The 19,098-nt window shown below is 46.8% G+C and carries 18 protein-coding genes; all 18 read left to right on the top strand.

The annotated features are described in order from the left end of the window. Nucleotides 1–78 precede the first annotated feature (78 nt). The 18 genes from AC1S8V_RS18725 (at nucleotide 79) to AC1S8V_RS18640 (ending at nucleotide 19,095) form a co-directional block, all read left to right on the top strand. On the top strand, nucleotides 79–1,347 hold the full coding sequence (locus AC1S8V_RS18725) for a CCA tRNA nucleotidyltransferase (protein WP_482070295.1): 1,269 nt from the start codon (nucleotides 79–81) through the stop codon (nucleotides 1,345–1,347). Continuing rightward, nucleotides 1,334–2,311, top strand: a complete 978-nt coding sequence (locus tag AC1S8V_RS18720; RefSeq protein WP_482070294.1) for a biotin--[acetyl-CoA-carboxylase] ligase — start codon at nucleotides 1,334–1,336, stop codon at nucleotides 2,309–2,311. Before AC1S8V_RS18725 ends, AC1S8V_RS18720 begins: the two co-directional genes overlap by 14 nt. 344 nt (nucleotides 2,312–2,655) lie before the next feature. Continuing rightward, on the top strand, nucleotides 2,656–3,534 hold the full coding sequence (panB, locus tag AC1S8V_RS18715; protein ID WP_482070293.1) for a 3-methyl-2-oxobutanoate hydroxymethyltransferase: 879 nt from the start codon (nucleotides 2,656–2,658) through the stop codon (nucleotides 3,532–3,534). Next, entirely contained in the window at nucleotides 3,531–4,427 is an 897-nt protein-coding gene (gene panC, locus AC1S8V_RS18710; RefSeq protein ID WP_482070292.1) for a pantoate--beta-alanine ligase, read from the top strand. The genes panB and panC overlap by 4 nt, the downstream gene beginning before the upstream one ends. Continuing rightward, entirely contained in the window at nucleotides 4,420–4,803 is a 384-nt protein-coding gene (panD, locus tag AC1S8V_RS18705) for an aspartate 1-decarboxylase (RefSeq protein ID WP_482070291.1), read from the top strand. Before panC ends, panD begins: the two co-directional genes overlap by 8 nt. A gap of 117 nt (nucleotides 4,804–4,920) precedes the next feature. After that, on the top strand, nucleotides 4,921–5,544 hold the full coding sequence (locus tag AC1S8V_RS18700) for a tetratricopeptide repeat protein (RefSeq protein WP_482070290.1): 624 nt from the start codon (nucleotides 4,921–4,923) through the stop codon (nucleotides 5,542–5,544). Nucleotides 5,545–5,686: 142 nt separating this feature from the next. Next, a complete protein-coding gene (gene dinG, locus AC1S8V_RS18695) occupies nucleotides 5,687–8,548 on the top strand; it encodes an ATP-dependent DNA helicase DinG (protein WP_482070289.1) in 2,862 nt (953 codons plus the stop codon). Between the two features lie 218 nt (nucleotides 8,549–8,766). Continuing rightward, nucleotides 8,767–9,420, top strand: a complete 654-nt coding sequence (locus AC1S8V_RS18690) for a redox-sensing transcriptional repressor Rex (RefSeq protein WP_482070288.1) — start codon at nucleotides 8,767–8,769, stop codon at nucleotides 9,418–9,420. Then, entirely contained in the window at nucleotides 9,407–10,711 is a 1,305-nt protein-coding gene (locus AC1S8V_RS18685) for an amidohydrolase (protein ID WP_482070287.1), read from the top strand. The genes AC1S8V_RS18690 and AC1S8V_RS18685 overlap by 14 nt, the downstream gene beginning before the upstream one ends. 37 nt (nucleotides 10,712–10,748) lie before the next feature. Next, nucleotides 10,749–11,279 (top strand): hypothetical protein, encoded by a 531-nt coding sequence (locus AC1S8V_RS18680; protein WP_482070286.1) that lies wholly within the window; start codon nucleotides 10,749–10,751, stop codon nucleotides 11,277–11,279. Between the two features lie 272 nt (nucleotides 11,280–11,551). Next, complete coding sequence (locus AC1S8V_RS18675; RefSeq protein WP_482070285.1) at nucleotides 11,552–12,079, top strand: hypothetical protein; 528 nt, start codon at nucleotides 11,552–11,554, stop codon at nucleotides 12,077–12,079. After that, on the top strand, nucleotides 12,072–13,574 hold the full coding sequence (locus AC1S8V_RS18670) for an AAA family ATPase (protein ID WP_482070284.1): 1,503 nt from the start codon (nucleotides 12,072–12,074) through the stop codon (nucleotides 13,572–13,574). The genes AC1S8V_RS18675 and AC1S8V_RS18670 overlap by 8 nt, the downstream gene beginning before the upstream one ends. Nucleotides 13,575–13,707: 133 nt before the next feature. Continuing rightward, a complete protein-coding gene (locus AC1S8V_RS18665) occupies nucleotides 13,708–14,580 on the top strand; it encodes a 3-hydroxyacyl-CoA dehydrogenase family protein (protein WP_062835158.1) in 873 nt (290 codons plus the stop codon). After that, nucleotides 14,577–15,782, top strand: a complete 1,206-nt coding sequence (locus tag AC1S8V_RS18660; RefSeq protein WP_076209944.1) for an acetate/propionate family kinase — start codon at nucleotides 14,577–14,579, stop codon at nucleotides 15,780–15,782. The genes AC1S8V_RS18665 and AC1S8V_RS18660 overlap by 4 nt, the downstream gene beginning before the upstream one ends. 100 nt (nucleotides 15,783–15,882) lie before the next feature. Continuing rightward, nucleotides 15,883–17,178, top strand: coding sequence for an asparagine--tRNA ligase (gene asnS, locus AC1S8V_RS18655; protein WP_017687752.1), 1,296 nt, complete (start codon nucleotides 15,883–15,885; stop codon nucleotides 17,176–17,178). A gap of 20 nt (nucleotides 17,179–17,198) precedes the next feature. After that, entirely contained in the window at nucleotides 17,199–17,903 is a 705-nt protein-coding gene (locus tag AC1S8V_RS18650) for a DnaD domain protein (RefSeq protein ID WP_482070283.1), read from the top strand. Between the two features lie 132 nt (nucleotides 17,904–18,035). Then, a complete protein-coding gene (locus tag AC1S8V_RS18645) occupies nucleotides 18,036–18,650 on the top strand; it encodes an RNA polymerase sigma factor (RefSeq protein ID WP_482070282.1) in 615 nt (204 codons plus the stop codon). Continuing rightward, entirely contained in the window at nucleotides 18,643–19,095 is a 453-nt protein-coding gene (locus tag AC1S8V_RS18640) for a hypothetical protein (RefSeq protein ID WP_482070281.1), read from the top strand. The genes AC1S8V_RS18645 and AC1S8V_RS18640 overlap by 8 nt, the downstream gene beginning before the upstream one ends. Nucleotides 19,096–19,098 lie beyond the last annotated feature (3 nt).

Here is a 19,098-nt window from a genome sequence, read left to right as displayed (position 1 = left end):
AAATCATACTGTGCATACCACAACAGGCAAGAGAAGAGGTGAAATGTGGTGGTTCAATGGACACAGGTAGATCGTGAAATGGCAAATCAAAGTGAGAATGTACTCACAAAATTAAACGAACATGGCTACAAGGCATATTGGGTAGGTGGTTGTGTACGTGACGAATTGCTGGGACGAGTTGTAGACGATATGGATATCACGACAGCTGCTTCTCCACAGCAAGTCATGGAACTGTTCGACGACTGCATTCCTACAGGTTTGCAACACGGGACGGTTACCGTGCGTTCAGGCGGTTATTACTTTGAAGTTACCACGTTTCGAACAGAATCCGAATATCAGGATAACCGCAGACCTGCTGCGGTTCAATTTGTCCAGGACATCAAGGAAGACTTACAGCGGCGTGACTTCACGATGAACGCTCTTGCCAAGGACGTCACTGGGGCAATCATTGACCCGTTCGGTGGACAGGCAGATATCAAGGAAGAGCGAGTCAGATGTGTGGGCTCTGCGATGGAACGATTTGGTGAAGATGCACTGCGGATGCTCCGCTGTGTCCGGTTTGCTTCGGTATTTGATTTCAAAATTGCCCATAATACGTGGAAGGGTCTTGTGAGGCAGAGAGACCTGCTTCAACATATAGCGATGGAGCGGGTACGGACCGAGATGGTGAAAATGATGTCGGGACCGCATCCATTAAGAGGGTTGGAGCTGTTATACAGAAGTAATGCGCTTGCGCACATCAAAGCGCCAGTTAGCTCGGCTCGTTTTAACAAGGCGTTGTTATCCAATCTGGAACAATTGTCAGACGAGCATGTATTGCTTCGTTGGTCACTCATCCTGATTGCTGGCGGGTTTAGCAAAGATGAAGCAGATGTTTTATTACGTCAGTGGACATTCTCCAATGAACATCGCTCCCGGATAGCTGGGGTTCTTCAGGTGGAGCAGTTGATTCATTCATCAGTTCAGGAAAAGAAGGACACGGCCAGCTTGCGATCCGATTGGATTGTTACTGTTCTGGCTTGTGGCGTTCAGGCTGCGGATGATTGGCTTCGCATACAGTCTCTACTGCCAGCAGGGTGGCGGAATCAGTCTGAACAGGCAGAAGTGCAAGTCGTTGTGGTTCAAAACCTTGCTGCCGAATGGAGTCAATCGATCCCTGTGCATGACTTGAAAGAGTTGGATATCACAGGGGAACAAGTGTTACAGATGGTGCAGCGCAAAGGCGGACCTTGGTTGGGACAACTCATGAAACATTTGTTAAGAGAAACGGCGATTGGAACGATAACAAATCAGCATGAAGCGCTAAGTGCAGAAGTGAAGCGGGTGGTTGCAGATGACCAAGCATGAAGATCTGTTACATATGTTATTAAATGCAGAAGGACGATTCGTATCGGGTGAAGAGATCAGCCGTAATCTGTCCATCAGTCGAACCGCTGTGTGGAAACATGTGAACAAGTTGCGAGACATGGGTTATGAGTTTGAAGCTGTATCCCGCAAAGGATACCGTCTGGTAACGAAGCCGGATAGCATTGACGCTACTGCCCTCCAATTGGCACTGGATACAGCCGTATTTGGCCGAAAGGCTATTTTGCTAACCTCGACCTTGTCTACGCAAGGGGATGTTCTGAAGCTAGCTGAGCAGGGGCAGGCTGAAGGTGCTGTGGTCATTGCGGAAGAACAAACGGGAGGAAGAGGACGTTTCGGTCGAAAGTGGTTCTCTCCTCCAAGTAAAGGAATCTGGATGAGTGTCCTGTTGCGCCCTGATCTACCACTTCAGCATACGCCGCAGCTAACTTTATTAACAGGGGTGGCTGTATGTCGTGCCGTTCGAGCTTGTACAGGAGCTGATGCAGGGATCAAATGGCCAAATGATGTGTTGATTGACGGACGCAAGGTATGTGGCATATTGCTTGAATCTACGATGGAAGATCATGAAGTCAGATACTGCATTGCAGGTATAGGTGTTGACGTGAACTTTGATCCCGAGGATTATCCGGAAGATCTTACAACTATCGCTACTTCACTCAAGATAGAGACGGGGCAACCTGTTGATCGCACCAAGCTCACGGCTGCCATTTTGACGGAATTGGAACAATTGTACTTTTTGTATCAAAAAGAAGGATTCGGTGTCATCTCAGCCCTTTGGGAGGCCCTGTCCGTATCGATGAATCGAGAAATTGTAGTAACGAATCCTCAAGGTATCATTGAAGGGAAGGCAATCGGTTTGGACCCTTCTGGAGCACTTGTCGTGGAGAAACACAATGGAGAACATACACTAGTCATCTCTGGTGAGATTTCCTGGAAATCGTAAACAATTTGTCGAATTTTCACTGGTAAAATGAACATAAGACGTGAAGTTTGAGCAGAACTTTGGTATACTGTGTTCGTGAGGCGATATCGGCTAATGCAGTCCGAATTGCACTCCGGCAAAAGTAACCTTTGTTCTGCTTTAACGTGGTTTTATATAAGCAGACAGCAGTGCAAGAATGAAATACGTTTAAGTGAGTTGTTGGATTCTGCTCTGAGCCGAAGAGGACCGAGACAGAAGGGACGATCGCAAGTGACTCTTTTTTGACTTTTCGGGACTTTTTAGTGGAAACTAAAAGGTTTTTTTGTTGCGTTTATTTGAAAAGAAGAAAGGAGCCATGAGAGAAAATGGCAAACAAACAAGCGTTGAATATTGTGAAAATGAAAAAATATAAGCAGGATGGCGTGCCGCTCAGTATGATCACGGCTTACGATTATCCGACAGCTCTCCTTGCAGAAGAAGCAGGTATCGATCTGATCCTGGTAGGGGATTCACTTGGCAATGTAGTGCTGGGATATAACTCCACTCTTCCGGTGACCATCGACGACATGGTGTACCACACACGTTCCGTAGTACGCGGGGCAGAGAAGACATTTATTGTGGCTGACATGCCTTTTATGACTTATCATGGCAGCGTGGATGAGACACTTAAGGGTGTACGTCGACTGATGCAAGAGGGGCATGCCCATGCAGTCAAAATGGAAGGCGGAGTCGAAATAGCGGACACCGTCAGAGCGGTCGTGCAAGCAGGTGTGCCTGTTCTTGGACATATCGGACTGACACCTCAATCGGTTAACCAGATTGGTGGTTACCGGATTCAGGGTAAAGATGCAGCGGATGCGAAACGCCTGATGGACGAAGCTAAAGCGCTGGAAGCGGCAGGTGCGTTCGGTATCGTGCTTGAACTGGTTACGGAAGAAGTCGCTCGGGCCATCTCGGAGGAACTGTCCATCCCTACCATTGGGATTGGAGCCGGAAGAGGTTGTGACGGTCAGGTGCTGGTATTCCACGATGTGGTTCAATACGCCTCTCCGTATATACCCAAACGTTTTGTCAAAACTTATGGAGATGTGGGTGCATTAATCAGAACCAGCATTGAAGCCTACGTGAAGGAAGTTAAAGATCGTTCGTTCCCGGCCCAAGAACACGTGTTCAATGCTACGGATACTGGCGTTCTGGATCAACTGTATGGACAACGCAAGGAAAAGGTGGGGAGTAACTCATGAAAGTATTACGGACAATCGCAGAGTTAAGACAGGAACTAAGCTTGAAGCGTCAAGCGATTCGGTCCAGTGCGTCCGTTGTAGGTCTCGTACCGACAATGGGTTATCTTCATCATGGTCATGCAAGCTTGATGCAGGCAGCTAGACAACAAAGCGATATCGTGGTATTAAGCATATTTGTTAATCCGATTCAATTTGGCCCAAATGAAGATTTTGACAGCTATCCGCGGGATGAAGCGAGAGATGTGGAAACAGCACGCTTACAAGGGGTGGATATCGTATTTATTCCCTCTGTTGAAGAGATGTATCCACAGGCAACGCAAACGACGGTTTCTGTCTCACAACTAACGGAGCGCTTATGTGGCGCTTCCCGTCCTGGGCATTTTGACGGGGTAACGACTGTAGTCTCCAAGCTCTTCAACATCGTTCAGCCACAGCGTGCATTTTTTGGGATGAAAGACGCCCAGCAGGTTGCGGTCATTCAACAGATGGTGAATGATTTGAATATGCCTGTAGAGATTGTACCCTGTCCGATTGTTCGCGAAGAGGATGGTCTTGCCCTAAGTTCACGTAATGTCTATCTTAGCGCTGAACAGCGTACTCAGGCGTTGGTTCTGTCGAAGGCACTGCGCACAGCTCAGGAAGCCGCAGATACAGGTTTGGCTATAACCGCCGCAGGCATCCGTCGTATCTTGCGTGAGCAGATTACAAGCTCACCGCTTGCCGTTATCGATTACGCAGAGATTCAGGCTTTTCCTAGTCTGGAGCCACTCGCAGATCAGGAAGAAGTTCAAGGGCGTGACGATCTGCTGATCGCACTTGCCGTGAAATTCGGAAAAACAAGATTGATTGACAATATAAGGTTGCAAAAATCGGAGGTGCTGTCCCATGCTTAGAACACTCATGAAATCCAAAATTCACCGGGCTACGGTAACGGAAGCCAACTTGAACTATGTGGGTAGCATTACCATAGATGAAGACTTGATGGAAACATCCGATCTGATGGAAAACGAGAAAGTGCAAATCGTGAACAACAACAATGGTGCACGATTGGAAACTTATGTGATTCCAGGACCGCGCGGTAGCGGGGTCATATGTCTTAACGGCGCAGCTGCACGTCTGGTGCAGCCTGGAGATAACGTCATTATCATTTCTTACGCCATGATGTCGCAAGAAGAGGCAAATACTCACAAACCAACCGTTGTATTTGTAGATGGACAGAATAAACCTGTACAAACAATGAAGCAGGAAGTCCACGCAACAATTATGTAATCGACTGGTAAGGAGAATGAAATCGGCCCTTGAAGCAAAAAATGAGTACAGGTCACTGCACTAATCCATTTTTTCAAGGGTGGGGATGCATCGATGTTCCAGCATGTTTTCGCAGAAATGAACGACATGTTAGATGAAATTATCAAGAGCTATCCTTCCGCTGAAGGTCTGAACAAACAGGAATTGCTGCAAAAGTGGAACTTGCTTAAGCGGATGAGTGACGGAATGCTGGATGAATGGCTGATGTTTGAAGAAAAGATGAGCCAGGTGAGGGAGCGGGAGATGGATAAGCCGGCTTCCCTTGAACCGGAGCAGGAAGCTGTTACCGCTCTGCCTGAACTCCATCTGGAATATTTCAGTCGGGGACAGGGTTATTTCAAATTACAGATGTATCCGCAGGCGATCATGCAGTTCTCCCGGGTTGTGACCGACCATCCGGAGAGTGCATTGACTCGTTTTTACCTGGCGCTCGCGTATCTGAATCTGGATCAAACCGCAGAGGCGGGGACACATTTGCAGCAGATCATGTACCTTAAGGGTTCACCTCGCTTGAAAGGGCTTGTATGTAACGCCCTGGGCTGTATTCAAGCCAAGCTTGCGAATCCGGAAGCAGCATGTTCACTCTTTGCACAGGCCCTTCAGTATGACCCGACATTGACCGAACCACTGTACAACATGGAAGCATGCAGGTTGAACAGGGGAAAATTGCAATATGCAAATCAGCTGACGACCCTTCATTAAGCGGGAATTCGGCGACAAGAAAACGGTGTTCCCGCCTTTGGCATAGCGGCGGGGACACCGCTTTTTTGTCAGTTAATTTTCAAATCCCCTTTTTTTTGCTATGCTGTAACATAGACTGGAATGGAAGGGACCGTACATTGCAATGAAATTTGCCGTATTGGATTTCGAAACAACCGGCACGCAGTCCGACGGTGAGATTATACAGGCCGGACTTGCCATCATAGATCATGACTACAGCATAACTCAAATATATAGTTCTTATGTGAACCCTGGTGTCCCGATTCCCCCGTTTATTTCGGGGTTAACGGGTATTACCGATGAAGATGTGGCGGACGCTCCTTCACTCGAAGAGATGATGATGGAGATGGTTCCGCTGCTTAATGATGTGGTGCTTGTTGGACACAACGTCGCTTTTGATTTTCACTTTTTGCAGAATGCTCTCGACCGTTGCGGTTATTTACCGTTCACTGGCCGCATTCTGGACACGATTGATTTTCTGAAGATTACATTCCCATCACTGGGTTCTTATCAACTCGGTTATGTGTCTTCCGAATTTGGATTTCAACATGATCGCCCTCACCAGGCAGACAGTGATGCACTGGCGACAGCTTATGTGCTGCTCAAGTGTCTGGATGAGTTAAAGGAATTACCGCTCATAACGATTCAGCGGCTCAGTGACCTGTTTGCACCTGAAGATAGTGACTTGGGTTGGTTCTTGGACGGAATGCGCAGTGAGAAGGAAGCAGAGCCGATTCAGGATCTGGACGGACATACCTATTATCGTCAGCTTGCTCTTAATGTGAGTGATTGGACCGATATTGGTGCACCACGTGATGAGCGGGAGGGTAACCCCCTCGATGGTGTAAGCTTCGAACAGTTTATGGATCAGATTCGGGAGAAGCTGAAGGAAACGCTGGATCATTATGAAGAGCGCGAAGCGCAGACTCAGATGTTCAGCAGTGTAAGGCAAGCCCTGGACGAAGAGAAACATCTCTTGATCGAGGCTGGAACAGGCACTGGTAAATCTCTGGGTTATCTGTTGCCTGCTATTTACGAAAGTGTGAAACAAGAACAGAAAGTCATGGTCAGCACGCATACGATCAATCTGCAGGAGCAATTGAGAGAGCGGGACATTCCGATGCTGACCCAAGTGGTTCCGTTTCCGTTTAAGGCTGCTGTATTCAAAGGACGTGGACATTACCTGTGTCTGCGCAAATTTGAGCACAAAATCAATAAACGTGAATTCGCCACACCAAAAGAGGATTATTTCACAGCCGCCCAGATGATTGTGTGGCTTACGCAGACCGAAACCGGAGATGATGAGGAACTTAACCTTAGCGGACGCGGAGGCGACTTCTGGGAGACGGTACAGAGCGAATCCGAGTCCTGTCTGGGAAGATCCTGTCCATGGTTCCGCAAATGTTTCTATCATCGCGCCAAACATGAGGCCGGATTGTCTGACATCGTAATTACCAATCACTCCAAATTGTTTACGGATGTGAAAGCAGCGCATCAGCTGCTGCCAGCCTATGAGAGTCTTGTGATCGATGAGGCCCATCATCTGGAGGATGTAGCTGGTAAACATCTTGGAATGCATATGAAATATTTCACGTTGGTTCATACACTGACCCGTCTGTTTAAAGACAGTCGTAATGGACAGCTGCCTATGCTTCGTTCGCAGTTATCCGGGCATGAAAATTCGGTGCAATGGGGCTCCATGGTGGATCAGATGTTCCCGCTGGCTGTTGAGGTTAAGGAACTGTGGGATCGTATGAGCGATGCCCTGTTCAGTCTTTTGCCTGAACGAAGTGATGCTTCACCGGGAGAGACAGGGCAATTTTCCCTGCGTCTGAAGGCATCTCAGAAACCAGCGAAATGGCAGGAGTTGCAGGATTTAGAGAACCAGATCTATGTGACTTTGGGCGATTTGGTACGCAAAGGGGACAAATTGCTGCTTGAGGTGAAAGAGGATCAGGATGATTATCAATCGGATAGTCTGATCACGGACATTACAGGACTGCTGAAAGATCTGACCACATTGAAGGAGAATCTACGTTTCTTCATGCGTATGGATGATGCCAAAACGGTGTACTGGATGGAAGCCAGCGGTCAGTTCCGCAGTAAATCTCTGCAGCTGTATGCCGTACCTGTAGATGTGAGTGCACAACTTAAGGATTTGTTTTTTGATAAAAAGAAAAGTGTTGTGCTTACATCGGCTACGCTTTCTGTGGATAAGTCATTCCAGTTCATGATTGAACAGCTTGGCTTGCAGGAAGCCTCCGAGAATAATCGACTGTTAACGTCGATGCTGCCATCACCGTTCAACTATCGCGATCAGGCACTTCTCGTGATTCCGCGTGATTTTCCGAGTGTGAAGGGCAGTGTGGGTGATGCGCACTTTGTCAATATGCTGGTGCAGTCACTCGCAGAGACCGCAATTGCCACTCGTGGACGCATGATGGTTCTGTTTACTTCTTACAAGATGCTGCGACAGGTCTATGATCCGCTGAAGGAGGCTTTGTCTGGTAACGATATCTCGTTGCTGGGCCAAGGCGTGGACAGTGGAAGCCGCTCCAAGTTGACTCGCAGGTTCCAGGAGGCCAAAGCTACAGTACTTCTGGGCACAAGCAGCTTCTGGGAGGGTGTAGATATCCCTGGTGATGCATTAACCTGTCTCGCTATTGTGCGATTGCCTTTCCAGCCACCGAATCATCCGTTGGTGGAAGCCAAGAGTGAGTTGCTACAAGAACAAAAGAAAAATCCATTCTTGAAACTGTCTGTGCCGCAAGCGGTCATTCGTTTCAAGCAGGGATTTGGCCGTTTGGTGCGTACAGCGAAGGACAGAGGCATTGTCATTGTTTATGATACACGGGTGATTGAAGCGTATTATGGTAAATTCTTTTTATATTCATTACCTGGTCCCAAAATGGAGCATATGCTCACGGAACAGATGGTTCCACGAATTACCGAGTGGTTGGAAAAACCTGCTAAAGAACAAGAATAAGGGTTGTTTTGTTCGTTATATCATTGCATGACACTATCGTTTGGCGTTAAACTTTATTAGATATTTCCGTATCCGATTGAAACAGTTGCATGTAAGAACTTATAACCTAAATTACAAGGAGCATTCTGTATTAAATGTCACGTTTATCTTTGAGTTTATACAGGATGCTCATCTTTTCATCTATTATTTTATCGTGGCCTTGGTAAGGGGGAGCAAGAATGAAATCGGATAAAATTTCGGAAGCGGTGGTACGACGTCTGCCTGTATACTTGCGTTATTTGAGCGAGTTGCATCAGCGTGAGGTGGCTACTGTTTCTTCTCAAGAGCTTGGACAGAGGCTGGATCTGAATCCGGCCCAAATTCGAAAAGACCTGGCTTACTTCGGTGATTTTGGTCGTAAAGGGATCGGGTATGATGTATCCTATTTGATCGAGAAAATTCGTCACATCCTCAAGATCGATCAGCAAATTAATGTAGCTCTGGTAGGCGCGGGTAATCTCGGACAGGCCTTGTCCAACTACAACGCATATCTGAAAGACAACATGAAGATTGTTGCTGTATTCGATGCATACGGACCGAAGATTGGTAGTCAAATCAACAGTTTGACGGTGAAACCAATGAATGAATTGACGGAAACGGTGAAAACGGATAACATCCGCATCGGAATTATCACGGTTCCGGATACGGAAGCCCAAAATGTAGCCGATCAGCTTATTGAATCCGGAATCGAAGCGATCCTTAATTTTGCACCAACAATTCTAAAAACACCGCCGCATATCCGCATTCACCATGCTGACTTTACAACGGATCTGCTTAGTTTGGCCTATTACTTGGAGACTGGAAAGGACGACGAGGAAGATGACAACAAATAGATGGGTAATCCACAACGGCAAATTTGCCGTTAATGAAGGCACAACATGGAACGTGGTTCAAGGATACATGGTTGTTGAGAATGACAAGATTGTGCATATTGGTGAGACATTGCCGGATGAAGACAAAAATTGTACCAAAGTGGATGGAAAAGGATTGTTCTTCCTGCCGGGTCTGATCAATACGCATGGTCATGCAGCAATGTCGTTGCTCAGAGGGCACGGAGACGATCTTGCGTTGCAAGTATGGTTGCAGGAAAAAATGTGGCCGATGGAAGCAAAAATGACTTCACAAGACGTATATTGGGGAACTTCGCTATCGGTGCTTGAAATGTTGAAAGGCGGAACTACAGCTTTCCTGGACATGTATGATCACATGGATCAAGTTGCCAAAGTTGTGGAGCAATCCGGCGTTAGAGCAGCACTGGCACGTGGTGTAATCGGGCTGTGCTCGGAAGAAGAGCAGTTGCGGAAGCTGGAGGAGTCGGCAGCGTTTGCACGTGAGTGGAATGGACAGGCAGATGGTCGTATTACAACCGTAATCTCGCCACACGCCCCATATACATGCCCTCCTGACTACATAGAGAAGCTTGTACAGGTCGCGAATGACCTAAACCTTCCTCTCCATACACATATGTCTGAAACGCTTCGTGAAGTGGAGCAGAACGTGGCTGATTATGGACTGCGTCCTGTGGCACATCTCGAGAAACTGGGATTTTTCTCCCGTCCATCTCTGGTTGCACATGCGGTGCATCTGAATGACGAAGAGATTGAAATTTTGGCCCGTCATGATGTGGCTGTATCCCATAACCCGGGAAGTAACCTGAAACTTGCTTCCGGAGTTGCGCGGGTACCTGCATTGCTGAAAGCAGGAGTTACCGTGTCACTCGGAACAGACGGACCAGCAAGTAACAACAACCTGGATATGTTCGAGGAAATGAGACTGGCTGCATTGATCCACAAAGGTGTATCTGGTGACCCGACAGCAGTACCAGCAGGCGAAGCGTTACTACTCGGAACGTCATATGGTGCCAAATCCATCTTCTTGAACAATACCGGAGCGCTTCAGGTCGGCATGAAGGCTGATTTTATCGCCCTTGACATTGAACAGGCACATTTCTATCCACATACAGACCTGATCTCACATACGATCTACTCGGCTTCTGCCAAAGATGTTGAGCACGTATGGGTGGATGGAAAACAAGTGGTGAAACATGGCGAATGTCTGACGCTGGATGAAGAACGCATTTTGCGTGAGTCTCAATTGGCATTTGATGGTCTGCTTGCTCGTTAATTGCAGGACAGCATCATAGGGAAAGGAAGTTCGGCTTTTGAAGAAAAAAAAGAAGTGGATATGGATTTCGCTGCTTGCACTGGTTCTGATTCTGTTTGGACTTCAGCGTTATTACGTCTATGTCACGCAGGACCAGCGCAAGGAAGAAGCGCTCGCTATAGAGGCAGCACAGAAGCAACTGGGCATTACATCCTATGATGAATTGCGCAAGTACATCTGGGGAGACAAAGAAGGCTCTGACAACATCTACTGGACCCTGATCGGCAAAAATAAAGATAACCAGGATGTTATGGTCTGGGTTAAATTCGATGCAAACAATCAACCTGCTACAGGAGCAAACGCTGTACACAGTGAGCTGCTGCAGAATGGCATGTCCGAAACGCAGATACGTAATCGCTTCAGTTCCGAAGTTCCTGCCGGTGAAATTAAAAGAATCATGCCCGGAGTTGTGAATGGAATATATGTGTGGCAAGTGTATTATAAAGACGGTACGCATAACCACTATCGTTTTTATCGTTTTAGCAATGGAGAACAGGTAGATCTGGTCTACACACTCCCAAACAGTTAGAACAAACACAAAGAACCGGCAGACGGATATCCGACTGAACCGGTTCTTTGTATTGCCTGTAAACATTTTTGATTTAAATAGTTAAAATTAATAATTTATTCATATTTTCGCCTTCGAAATTGTATATACGATGTGATATACTCAGATATGTACTCGAAGATACATTCAAAACAAATAATCCTGTCGGAGTTTTCGCAGGAGTCTGTGTGCACATATTCGTATTATACCAATAAGCCGGTAGGTTAGGCCAAAATCTGGGAGGGGTAATTCACTTGAAGCTAAAAGTATTGCCTATTGTTTTAACTGCCGTCATTTCAGCCGCCCTGTTGTTTGGAGGTTGGTTTGTGTATCGTCAGGTGGCTGTGCAGAATCCGATTGAAAAGATGGTTACACAGTACGATGGAGTCAAAGACGTTCAATTAACTATTAACCGCAATGACGTACAATTGAAACTGGATCTGCAACCCGATGTTGATTTGGGCAGACTGGTACAATATATTCACAAAGAAGGACAGACCTTGATTGGAACACGTTCACTAAAGTTGGATGTTGTGGATCATTCCAGTGAAGCACTGGAGAGTTGGTGGGGTGATGCGATGTTTACCGTAGCTCAGGCGATGGAGAACAAACAGTACACCGAGATTACACCGACATTGTCGAAGATGGCGACGAATGGAATAAAGGTAAATACAGCGATGGATGACAACAATGTATATGTCAGTCTCAGAGACGGAGATGCCAGCAAGTTTATTATTCTGCCGCGTGTGCCCGGTCAGATAGGAGTGTGGCCTAATGCCTAAGTGGACAAAAGAAGTTGCCATCGGATTTTTTCCCGTGTTGATTATTTTCCTTGCTTTTACTGGTGTTAATATTGTTCCGATTCTGATTGCAGCGGTGTTTGTCGGAGCTTTGCTGTTCATGATGCAAATGCGTGGCGGGATTACAGTGGGTGCTGCACAGGAACGTAAACGGAAGAAAAAAGGACCTTCCAAGCTTACTTTTGAAGAAATTGGTGGTCAGGACAGTGCCAAGCAGGAATTGCGTGAAGCGCTTGACTTTCTCATCAAACATGAAGAAATCCGGAAGTTCGGGATTCGCCCGTTAAAAGGGATCTTGCTGACAGGCCCTCCAGGGACAGGGAAAACGTTGATGGCCAAGGCTGCTGCCCATTACACGGATTCTGTTTTTGTAGCAGCGTCGGGTAGTGAATTCGTGGAAATGTATGTTGGTGTGGGTGCCAGCAGAATTCGGGATTTGTTCAAGGACGCCAGAACCCGTGCCACAAAGGAAAATAAGGAAAATGCTATTATCTTTATCGATGAGATCGATGTCATCGGGGGTAAACGTGAAGGTGGTCAACAGCGTGAATATGATCAGACCCTGAATCAGCTCCTGACTGAAATGGATGGAATCTATTCCTCCGATACGCCGAGAATCCTGGTTATCGCTGCAACAAACCGCAAAGAGATGCTGGATAGCGCCCTGACGCGGCCGGGACGTTTTGACCGCCACATTCAAGTGGACTTGCCTGACAAAAAGGGCAGAAAGCATATTCTGGAACTGCATGCGGTGAATAAACCTCTTATGAAGGAAGTTAACCTGGAGAAGACAGCTGAAGAATCGTATGGTTTCTCCGGTGCACAGCTCGAAAGTGTTATGAACGAAGCAGCAATATACGCCATGCGGGACGGGCTGTTAAACATCGAACAGCGGCACTTGTCCCTGGCTATTGATAAAGTGATGATGGGTGAGAAGACAGACCGTGAGTCCAGTGTGGAAGAGAAGAAAAGGGTCGCCATTCATGAATTGGGACATGCCATTATGGCTGAACTCGTTCGTCCAGGCAGTGTTAGCCAAGTGGCACTCAGTCCGCGTGGGCAGGCGCTGGGATATGTACGTCATAACCCGCAACAGGAACAGTTCCTCTATACAAAGCGCTTCCTGGAAGAGCAGATTATGATTGCACTTGGAGGAGCCGCTGCGGAAGAAATGTACTACGGTGGACGTTCCACAGGTTCACGCAATGACTTCGATCAGGCAACCAATGTTGTGCAGACGATGATGGCTTCCGGGTTGACTTCACTTGGGATTGTGAACATGGATATGGTAACAACCGAGGAGCTCATGCGAGAGAATAAATTAATTCTGCAAGAACTGATGGAACAGACAAAGCAGTTGCTTGAAGAACAACGGACAATTTTCGACAATTCACTCGACATCTTGATTCGTGAGGAAGTATTGTCTGGCGAACAATTTCGTTGTCAATTTCGTGACAGTGCCCTTTTACCAGCATAATTTATTTATGCTGGTTATTTTTTTTTACATTTCACTCGTGCTAAGATATTATTATATGTTGGGTCGAAATTTGTAATTTTCGGCGAACAGGGTACAATAGAGAAATAGAGAACCGAAAGGATGGAGCAGAACCATGTTTTTCAAAAAAATAGGAGTTGTCGGCGGCGGTACGATGGGGCAAGGTATTTCCCAGATGCTCGCAGCCAAAGGACTTGATGTGCTTCTCGTGGAGCATACAACACAAAAGCTGGATCATGCATATGACATGATCGAAACCAATCTGGATAAACAACTGGAGAAATGGGCGATTACAAAAGCGGAGAAGAAATTGATTCTTTCCCGTATTACCAAGGTAGCTCATTTAGCTGAACTTGGAACTTGCGATATGGTCATTGAGACGATTTCAGAGGATCTGGATGCGAAAAAAGCAGTATTCAGTCAACTGGACCAAGTTTGCCCAAGCAATGTCATTCTGGCAAGTAATACATCCACGCTGAGTTTGACCGAGCTTGCAAGCTCGACCAAATACCCGGAGCGTGTTATTGGTATGCACTTTATTCACCCGGTATCCCGGGTTGATCTTGTAGAGATTATTCGTGGACTGAAAACTTCGGATACAACATTCGAAGAGACCAGACGTTTTGTTGAAGAAGTAGCGGACAAAAAAGGAGTCATGATCTATGAATCACCTGGATTCGTAACTTCCCGCTTGATCTGCCTGCTGATTAACGAAGCGTTGCATGTATTGCAAGAAGGTGTTGCATCTGCTGAAGATATCGATGATGCAATGCGTATCGGATACAACTTCCAACATGGACCACTCGAAATGGCTGACCGTTTCGGATTGGATTCTGTTGAAGCTGCACTCGAGAGAATGTTCCGTGAATTCGGAGAATTGAAATATCGTCCTTCCACAGTCCTGAAGAAAATGGTGCGTGCAGGACACCTGGGTGTTAAAACAGGCGAAGGATTCTTCAAGTACGACAAGGATGGTGACCGACTGTGAAAGTACTCGTAATTAATGCGGGGAGTTCCTCGCTCAAATATCAACTGTATAATATGACTGACGAATCTGTCTTGGCTAAAGGTCTGGTAGAGCGTATTGGAATGGACTCCTCCATTCTGACACACAAACCGACAGGCCGTGAGGATGTTACAGAAGTTAGCGAGATTCTGGAACATACCACAGCAATCCGTAAAGTCATTGATATTTTGACTCACAAAGAAAATGGTGTACTGGATTCCGTAAGTGAAATTCAAGCGGTTGGACACCGGGTTGTTCATGGTGGGGAAGCGTTTAAGGAATCTGCACTGGTAGATGATGCTGCCAAAGCTGAAATTCGTCGTTTGTTCGATTTGGCTCCACTTCACAACCCCGCAGCAATGATGGGTATTCGTGCGGCTGAAGCCAATATGCCTGGTGTACCACAAGTTATGGTCTTCGATACTGCGTTTCATCAGACGATGCCGGAAAAAGCTTATCTGTATGCTATTCCGCGTGTGCTTTACAAAAAATATAAAGTACGTCGCTACGGCGCACATGGTACTTCCCATGATTTCGTAAGCAAGGCTGCTGCTGAGTATCTGGATCGTCCATTGGAAGATCTGAAAATCATCACTTGTCACGTTGGTAACGGCGGCAGTGTAACAGCAGTTAAAGGTGGCGTATCCGTGGATACTTCGATGGGTATGACTCCACTTGAGGGACTGATGATGGGAACACGTAGTGGTGACCTTGATCCAGCCATCGTACCTTATGTGATGAACAAGGAAGAACTGAGCGTAAGCGAAGTGAACTCCATGTTGAACAAACACAGTGGATTGCTTGCAATCTCCGGAATCAGCAGTGACATGCGTGAGATTACGGAAGGTATGGAGAATGGCGATGCCAACTCCACACTTGCTTTTGAAATGTACGAATACCGTCTGCGTAAATACATCGGTTCATATGCAGCTGCAATGAACGGTGTAGACGTGATCGTCTTTACGGCTGGTGTAGGTGAGAACTCCGTTGTTCTTCGCCAAAAAGTATGTGAGCAGCTCACTTATCTGGGTGTTGAACTGGATGAAGCGTTGAATGCCATTCGTTCTGGCGAACCACGCCGGATCACAACAGCAAATTCCAAAGTGGAAGTTCTCGTTGTGCCAACAAACGAAGAATTGGTCATTGCACGTGATACACACCGAATCGTATTGAATTCTCAGTAATCTAACTGTAAAGTAAATATAGAATGACAAGGAAGTGCAGAGGACAGGCATAAGCCTGCCCGCTGCATTTTCAAATTCAGGAACCAAGGGGAGATATGGCATGAATACGAATTGTGTAATTCGTAATGTGAACGAGCATGTAGGCGAAACCGTGACCATCGGTGCATGGATTAACAACAAACGTTCCAGCGGTAAAATTCAGTTTTTGCAGCTGCGTGATGGAACCGGATATATTCAAGGGGTTGTTGTGAAAAGTGAAGTTAGTGAAGAGATCTGGAACAATGCCAAGAGCCTGACACAAGAAAGCTCTTTGTATGTTACAGGTATTATTCGTGAGGAACCCCGCAGCGCATCTGGTTATGAGATGACAGTAACTGGGGTTGAGATCATTCATCTGACTGAAAACTATCCTATTACACCTAAAGAGCATGGTGTTGATTTCTTGATGGATCATCGTCATTTATGGCTTCGTTCCACGAAGCAACGTGCGGTTATGGTGATTCGTGCAGAGATTATTCGCGCTGTTCAGCAGTTCTTTGATGGTAACGGATTCACACAAGTGGACCCTCCGATTTTGACACCATCGTCTGCGGAAGGAACAACTAACCTGTTCCATATCAAATACTTTGATGAAGATGCTTACTTGACCCAAAGTGGTCAATTGTACATGGAAGCCGCAGCCATGGCGCTGGGCAAAGTATATTCCTTTGGTCCAACATTCCGCGCTGAGAAGTCCAAAACACGTCGCCACTTGATTGAGTTCTGGATGATTGAGCCGGAAATGGCCTTTGTAGATCATGAGGAAAGTCTGCGCGTACAAGAGAAGTTTATCGCTCATGTCGTTCAATCCGTGGTGAAAAACTGCCGTGCAGAATTGGAATCCATCGGTCGTGACGTATCCAAACTCGAAGGCATCGTAGCTCCATTCCCGCGAATTACGTATGATGAAGCGATTGAATTCCTGCATGGACAAGGCTTCGATATTCCTTGGGGAGAAGACTTTGGTGCACCGCACGAAACAGCGATTGCTGAGAAGTACAATACACCGGTCTTTATCACACATTACCCTGCTGGAATTAAGGCTTTCTATATGAAACCAGATCCGAATCGTCCAGAAGTTGTCCTCTGTGCTGATATGATCGCACCAGAAGGTTACGGAGAGATTATTGGCGGTTCGCAGCGTATTGATGATCCGGAATTGATGCAACAACGTTTTGAGGAGCACAACCTCTCGGATGAAGCGTATCAATGGTATCTGGATCTGCGTAAATACGGATCGGTTCCTCACTCCGGTTTCGGTCTAGGATTGGAGCGGACGGTAGCATGGATCTGTGGGTTGGATCATGTACGTGAAACAATCGCATTCCCACGTATGCTCTATCGTCTGTACCCTTAATGCTTAACCGAGGAGCGTCTATGGAAGACACGACATCCAAAGCTTGGTTGGATGGAGCAGCTTATGGCATGACTTCGGGTACAGCCCACCTGCCGTATGCCTTGTTACGTTATTATCACCAGCTTGGCCTATCCGATGCAGAAGTGCTTCTTCTGATTCAACTGTTAGGGTTCCGTCAGGCAGAGTTCAATGAGTTTCCCACGCTTGAAGAGCTTGCGGCGCGCATGGGACTTGCACCTGAAGGCATTGCCAGAATGTTGCAACGTCTGATGAGGGATGGGTATATTGCTATTGACGAGCACCGTGACGAAGAACGTGACATCCAGTACGAGCGATATGATTTACATGGATTATATGCCAAGCTTGCAGCGTGCACTGCCGAAGAAGTAGCCGCATTCCGTGCGGAGCAAAAGAGCAGCAATACAGCACGTCAAGATTCGAACAGTGTTCAAAAAGAAGAGGAAGAACGGAACATGTTCTCCATCTTTGAAAAAGAATTCGGACGTCCGCTCTCTCCAATGGAGTGCGAGACGATATCCAGCTGGTTGGATCAGGACCGTTATCAAGAGGAATTGATTCTAATGGCTCTGAAGGAAGCGGTTTTTGCTGGCAAAGTACATTTCCGGTATATCGATCGAATACTGCTTGAGTGGAGCCGTAATCGTGTCAAGACCGTTCAAGACGCAAAGGCGTACACGCAGCGGTTTCGTAATGGTGGACGTTGATTCAAGCATAGGCAGGAACAAGAAACAGGCCAGAAGTCATTCTGTGCCTGTTTTTTTGGATTAAGGATTGGATGAGTTATCAGCGACATCAACCTTTCAGGCAATGAATTCACTTTGTTTTACAAAAATTTGATGGATCACGCAGGGGTTAACACACAAGCTGTCGTCTATTGTATTGGAGAGGAGGGGAGAGTTATTGATGAAACGCGCGTAATCGAACAAATCCGTCAAGGAGATACATCCCAGATGCGGACTCTGATTGATAAGTATAGCCAGCATGTATATCATGTGGCCTATTCCGTACTCAGGAACGATCAGGAAGCACAGGATGCAGCTCAGGAGGCGTTCATACAGATGTATAAGTCTCTCCCCGACTACCGTTCTGAAGGTTTCAAAACGTGGTTAACCCGAATTGCCTTTCACAAAGCAATTGATGCCAAACGCAAGCTGGGCAGACGAATTGCTGAGGATCTGGGTGGAGAAGAAAAAATAATAAATATGCCCGGACGGGATGAAGACGTTCTTGCCCGTCTCGTTCGTGAAGAACGTCAGGATAAACTTCGCGAACGAATTAATCAGTTGCCTGCTCAGCATCGTGACATTATCACTGCGTATTATCTAAGCGAAAAAAATTATGAGCAGATTGCCAGTGATGCACAGGTGGCTGTGAAGACCGTGGAATCCCGCTTGTATCGTGCCCGGCAGTGGATTCGAAAACATTGGAAGGAGGATGAATGGCGTGAATAAACAGGAGAAGTATACTGCTGCGCAATGGACTGATTATATTGAAGGCCATATGAGTGAAACTCAAGCGAATCGAATGGAACAGCTTCTGATGGAAGACCCGGATGCGATGGACATCTATCTGGAAGCGCTCGGTATCCATGGGGAACTGCCTCCGTTACATGACCCGACAGGGTTTGCGGATTCAGTGATGCATCGGATTGAGGGGATTCAATCATCCAGGGCACAACGCAATTCCCGCGCTGGACGAAATCGACGCTGGCTTGAACATAAAGTGTTTCATTATGCGGTAGCAGCCTGTTTGACATTGATCTTCCTCTCGTCTGGACTTTTTGACAAGGTAGCGCCATATCACAAGTTCCAGGAAGGCGACCACAGAGGGTCTTTTACGGAGAAATGGACGGAGGCAGCCACTTCATGGCTGGATAACTTCAAGCCTAAACCATAAATA

Source organism: Paenibacillus sp. B46(2026), from assembly GCF_056786355.1.
This window is presented reverse-complemented; position numbering and strand designations above follow the sequence as displayed.

Coding starts and splice junctions, on each gene's coding strand:
- AC1S8V_RS18645 (WP_482070282.1), top strand. CDS start 18,036: ATGGATCACGCAGGGGTTAACACACAAGCTGTCGTCTATTGTATTGGA.
- AC1S8V_RS18685 (WP_482070287.1), top strand. CDS start 9,407: ATGACAACAAATAGATGGGTAATCCACAACGGCAAATTTGCCGTTAAT.
- panB (WP_482070293.1), top strand. CDS start 2,656: ATGGCAAACAAACAAGCGTTGAATATTGTGAAAATGAAAAAATATAAG.
- panC (WP_482070292.1), top strand. CDS start 3,531: ATGAAAGTATTACGGACAATCGCAGAGTTAAGACAGGAACTAAGCTTG.
- AC1S8V_RS18700 (WP_482070290.1), top strand. CDS start 4,921: ATGAACGACATGTTAGATGAAATTATCAAGAGCTATCCTTCCGCTGAA.
- asnS (WP_017687752.1), top strand. CDS start 15,883: ATGAATACGAATTGTGTAATTCGTAATGTGAACGAGCATGTAGGCGAA.
- panD (WP_482070291.1), top strand. CDS start 4,420: ATGCTTAGAACACTCATGAAATCCAAAATTCACCGGGCTACGGTAACG.
- AC1S8V_RS18720 (WP_482070294.1), top strand. CDS start 1,334: ATGACCAAGCATGAAGATCTGTTACATATGTTATTAAATGCAGAAGGA.
- AC1S8V_RS18665 (WP_062835158.1), top strand. CDS start 13,708: ATGTTTTTCAAAAAAATAGGAGTTGTCGGCGGCGGTACGATGGGGCAA.
- dinG (WP_482070289.1), top strand. CDS start 5,687: ATGAAATTTGCCGTATTGGATTTCGAAACAACCGGCACGCAGTCCGAC.
- AC1S8V_RS18670 (WP_482070284.1), top strand. CDS start 12,072: ATGCCTAAGTGGACAAAAGAAGTTGCCATCGGATTTTTTCCCGTGTTG.
- AC1S8V_RS18725 (WP_482070295.1), top strand. CDS start 79: ATGGCAAATCAAAGTGAGAATGTACTCACAAAATTAAACGAACATGGC.
- AC1S8V_RS18690 (WP_482070288.1), top strand. CDS start 8,767: ATGAAATCGGATAAAATTTCGGAAGCGGTGGTACGACGTCTGCCTGTA.
- AC1S8V_RS18650 (WP_482070283.1), top strand. CDS start 17,199: ATGGAAGACACGACATCCAAAGCTTGGTTGGATGGAGCAGCTTATGGC.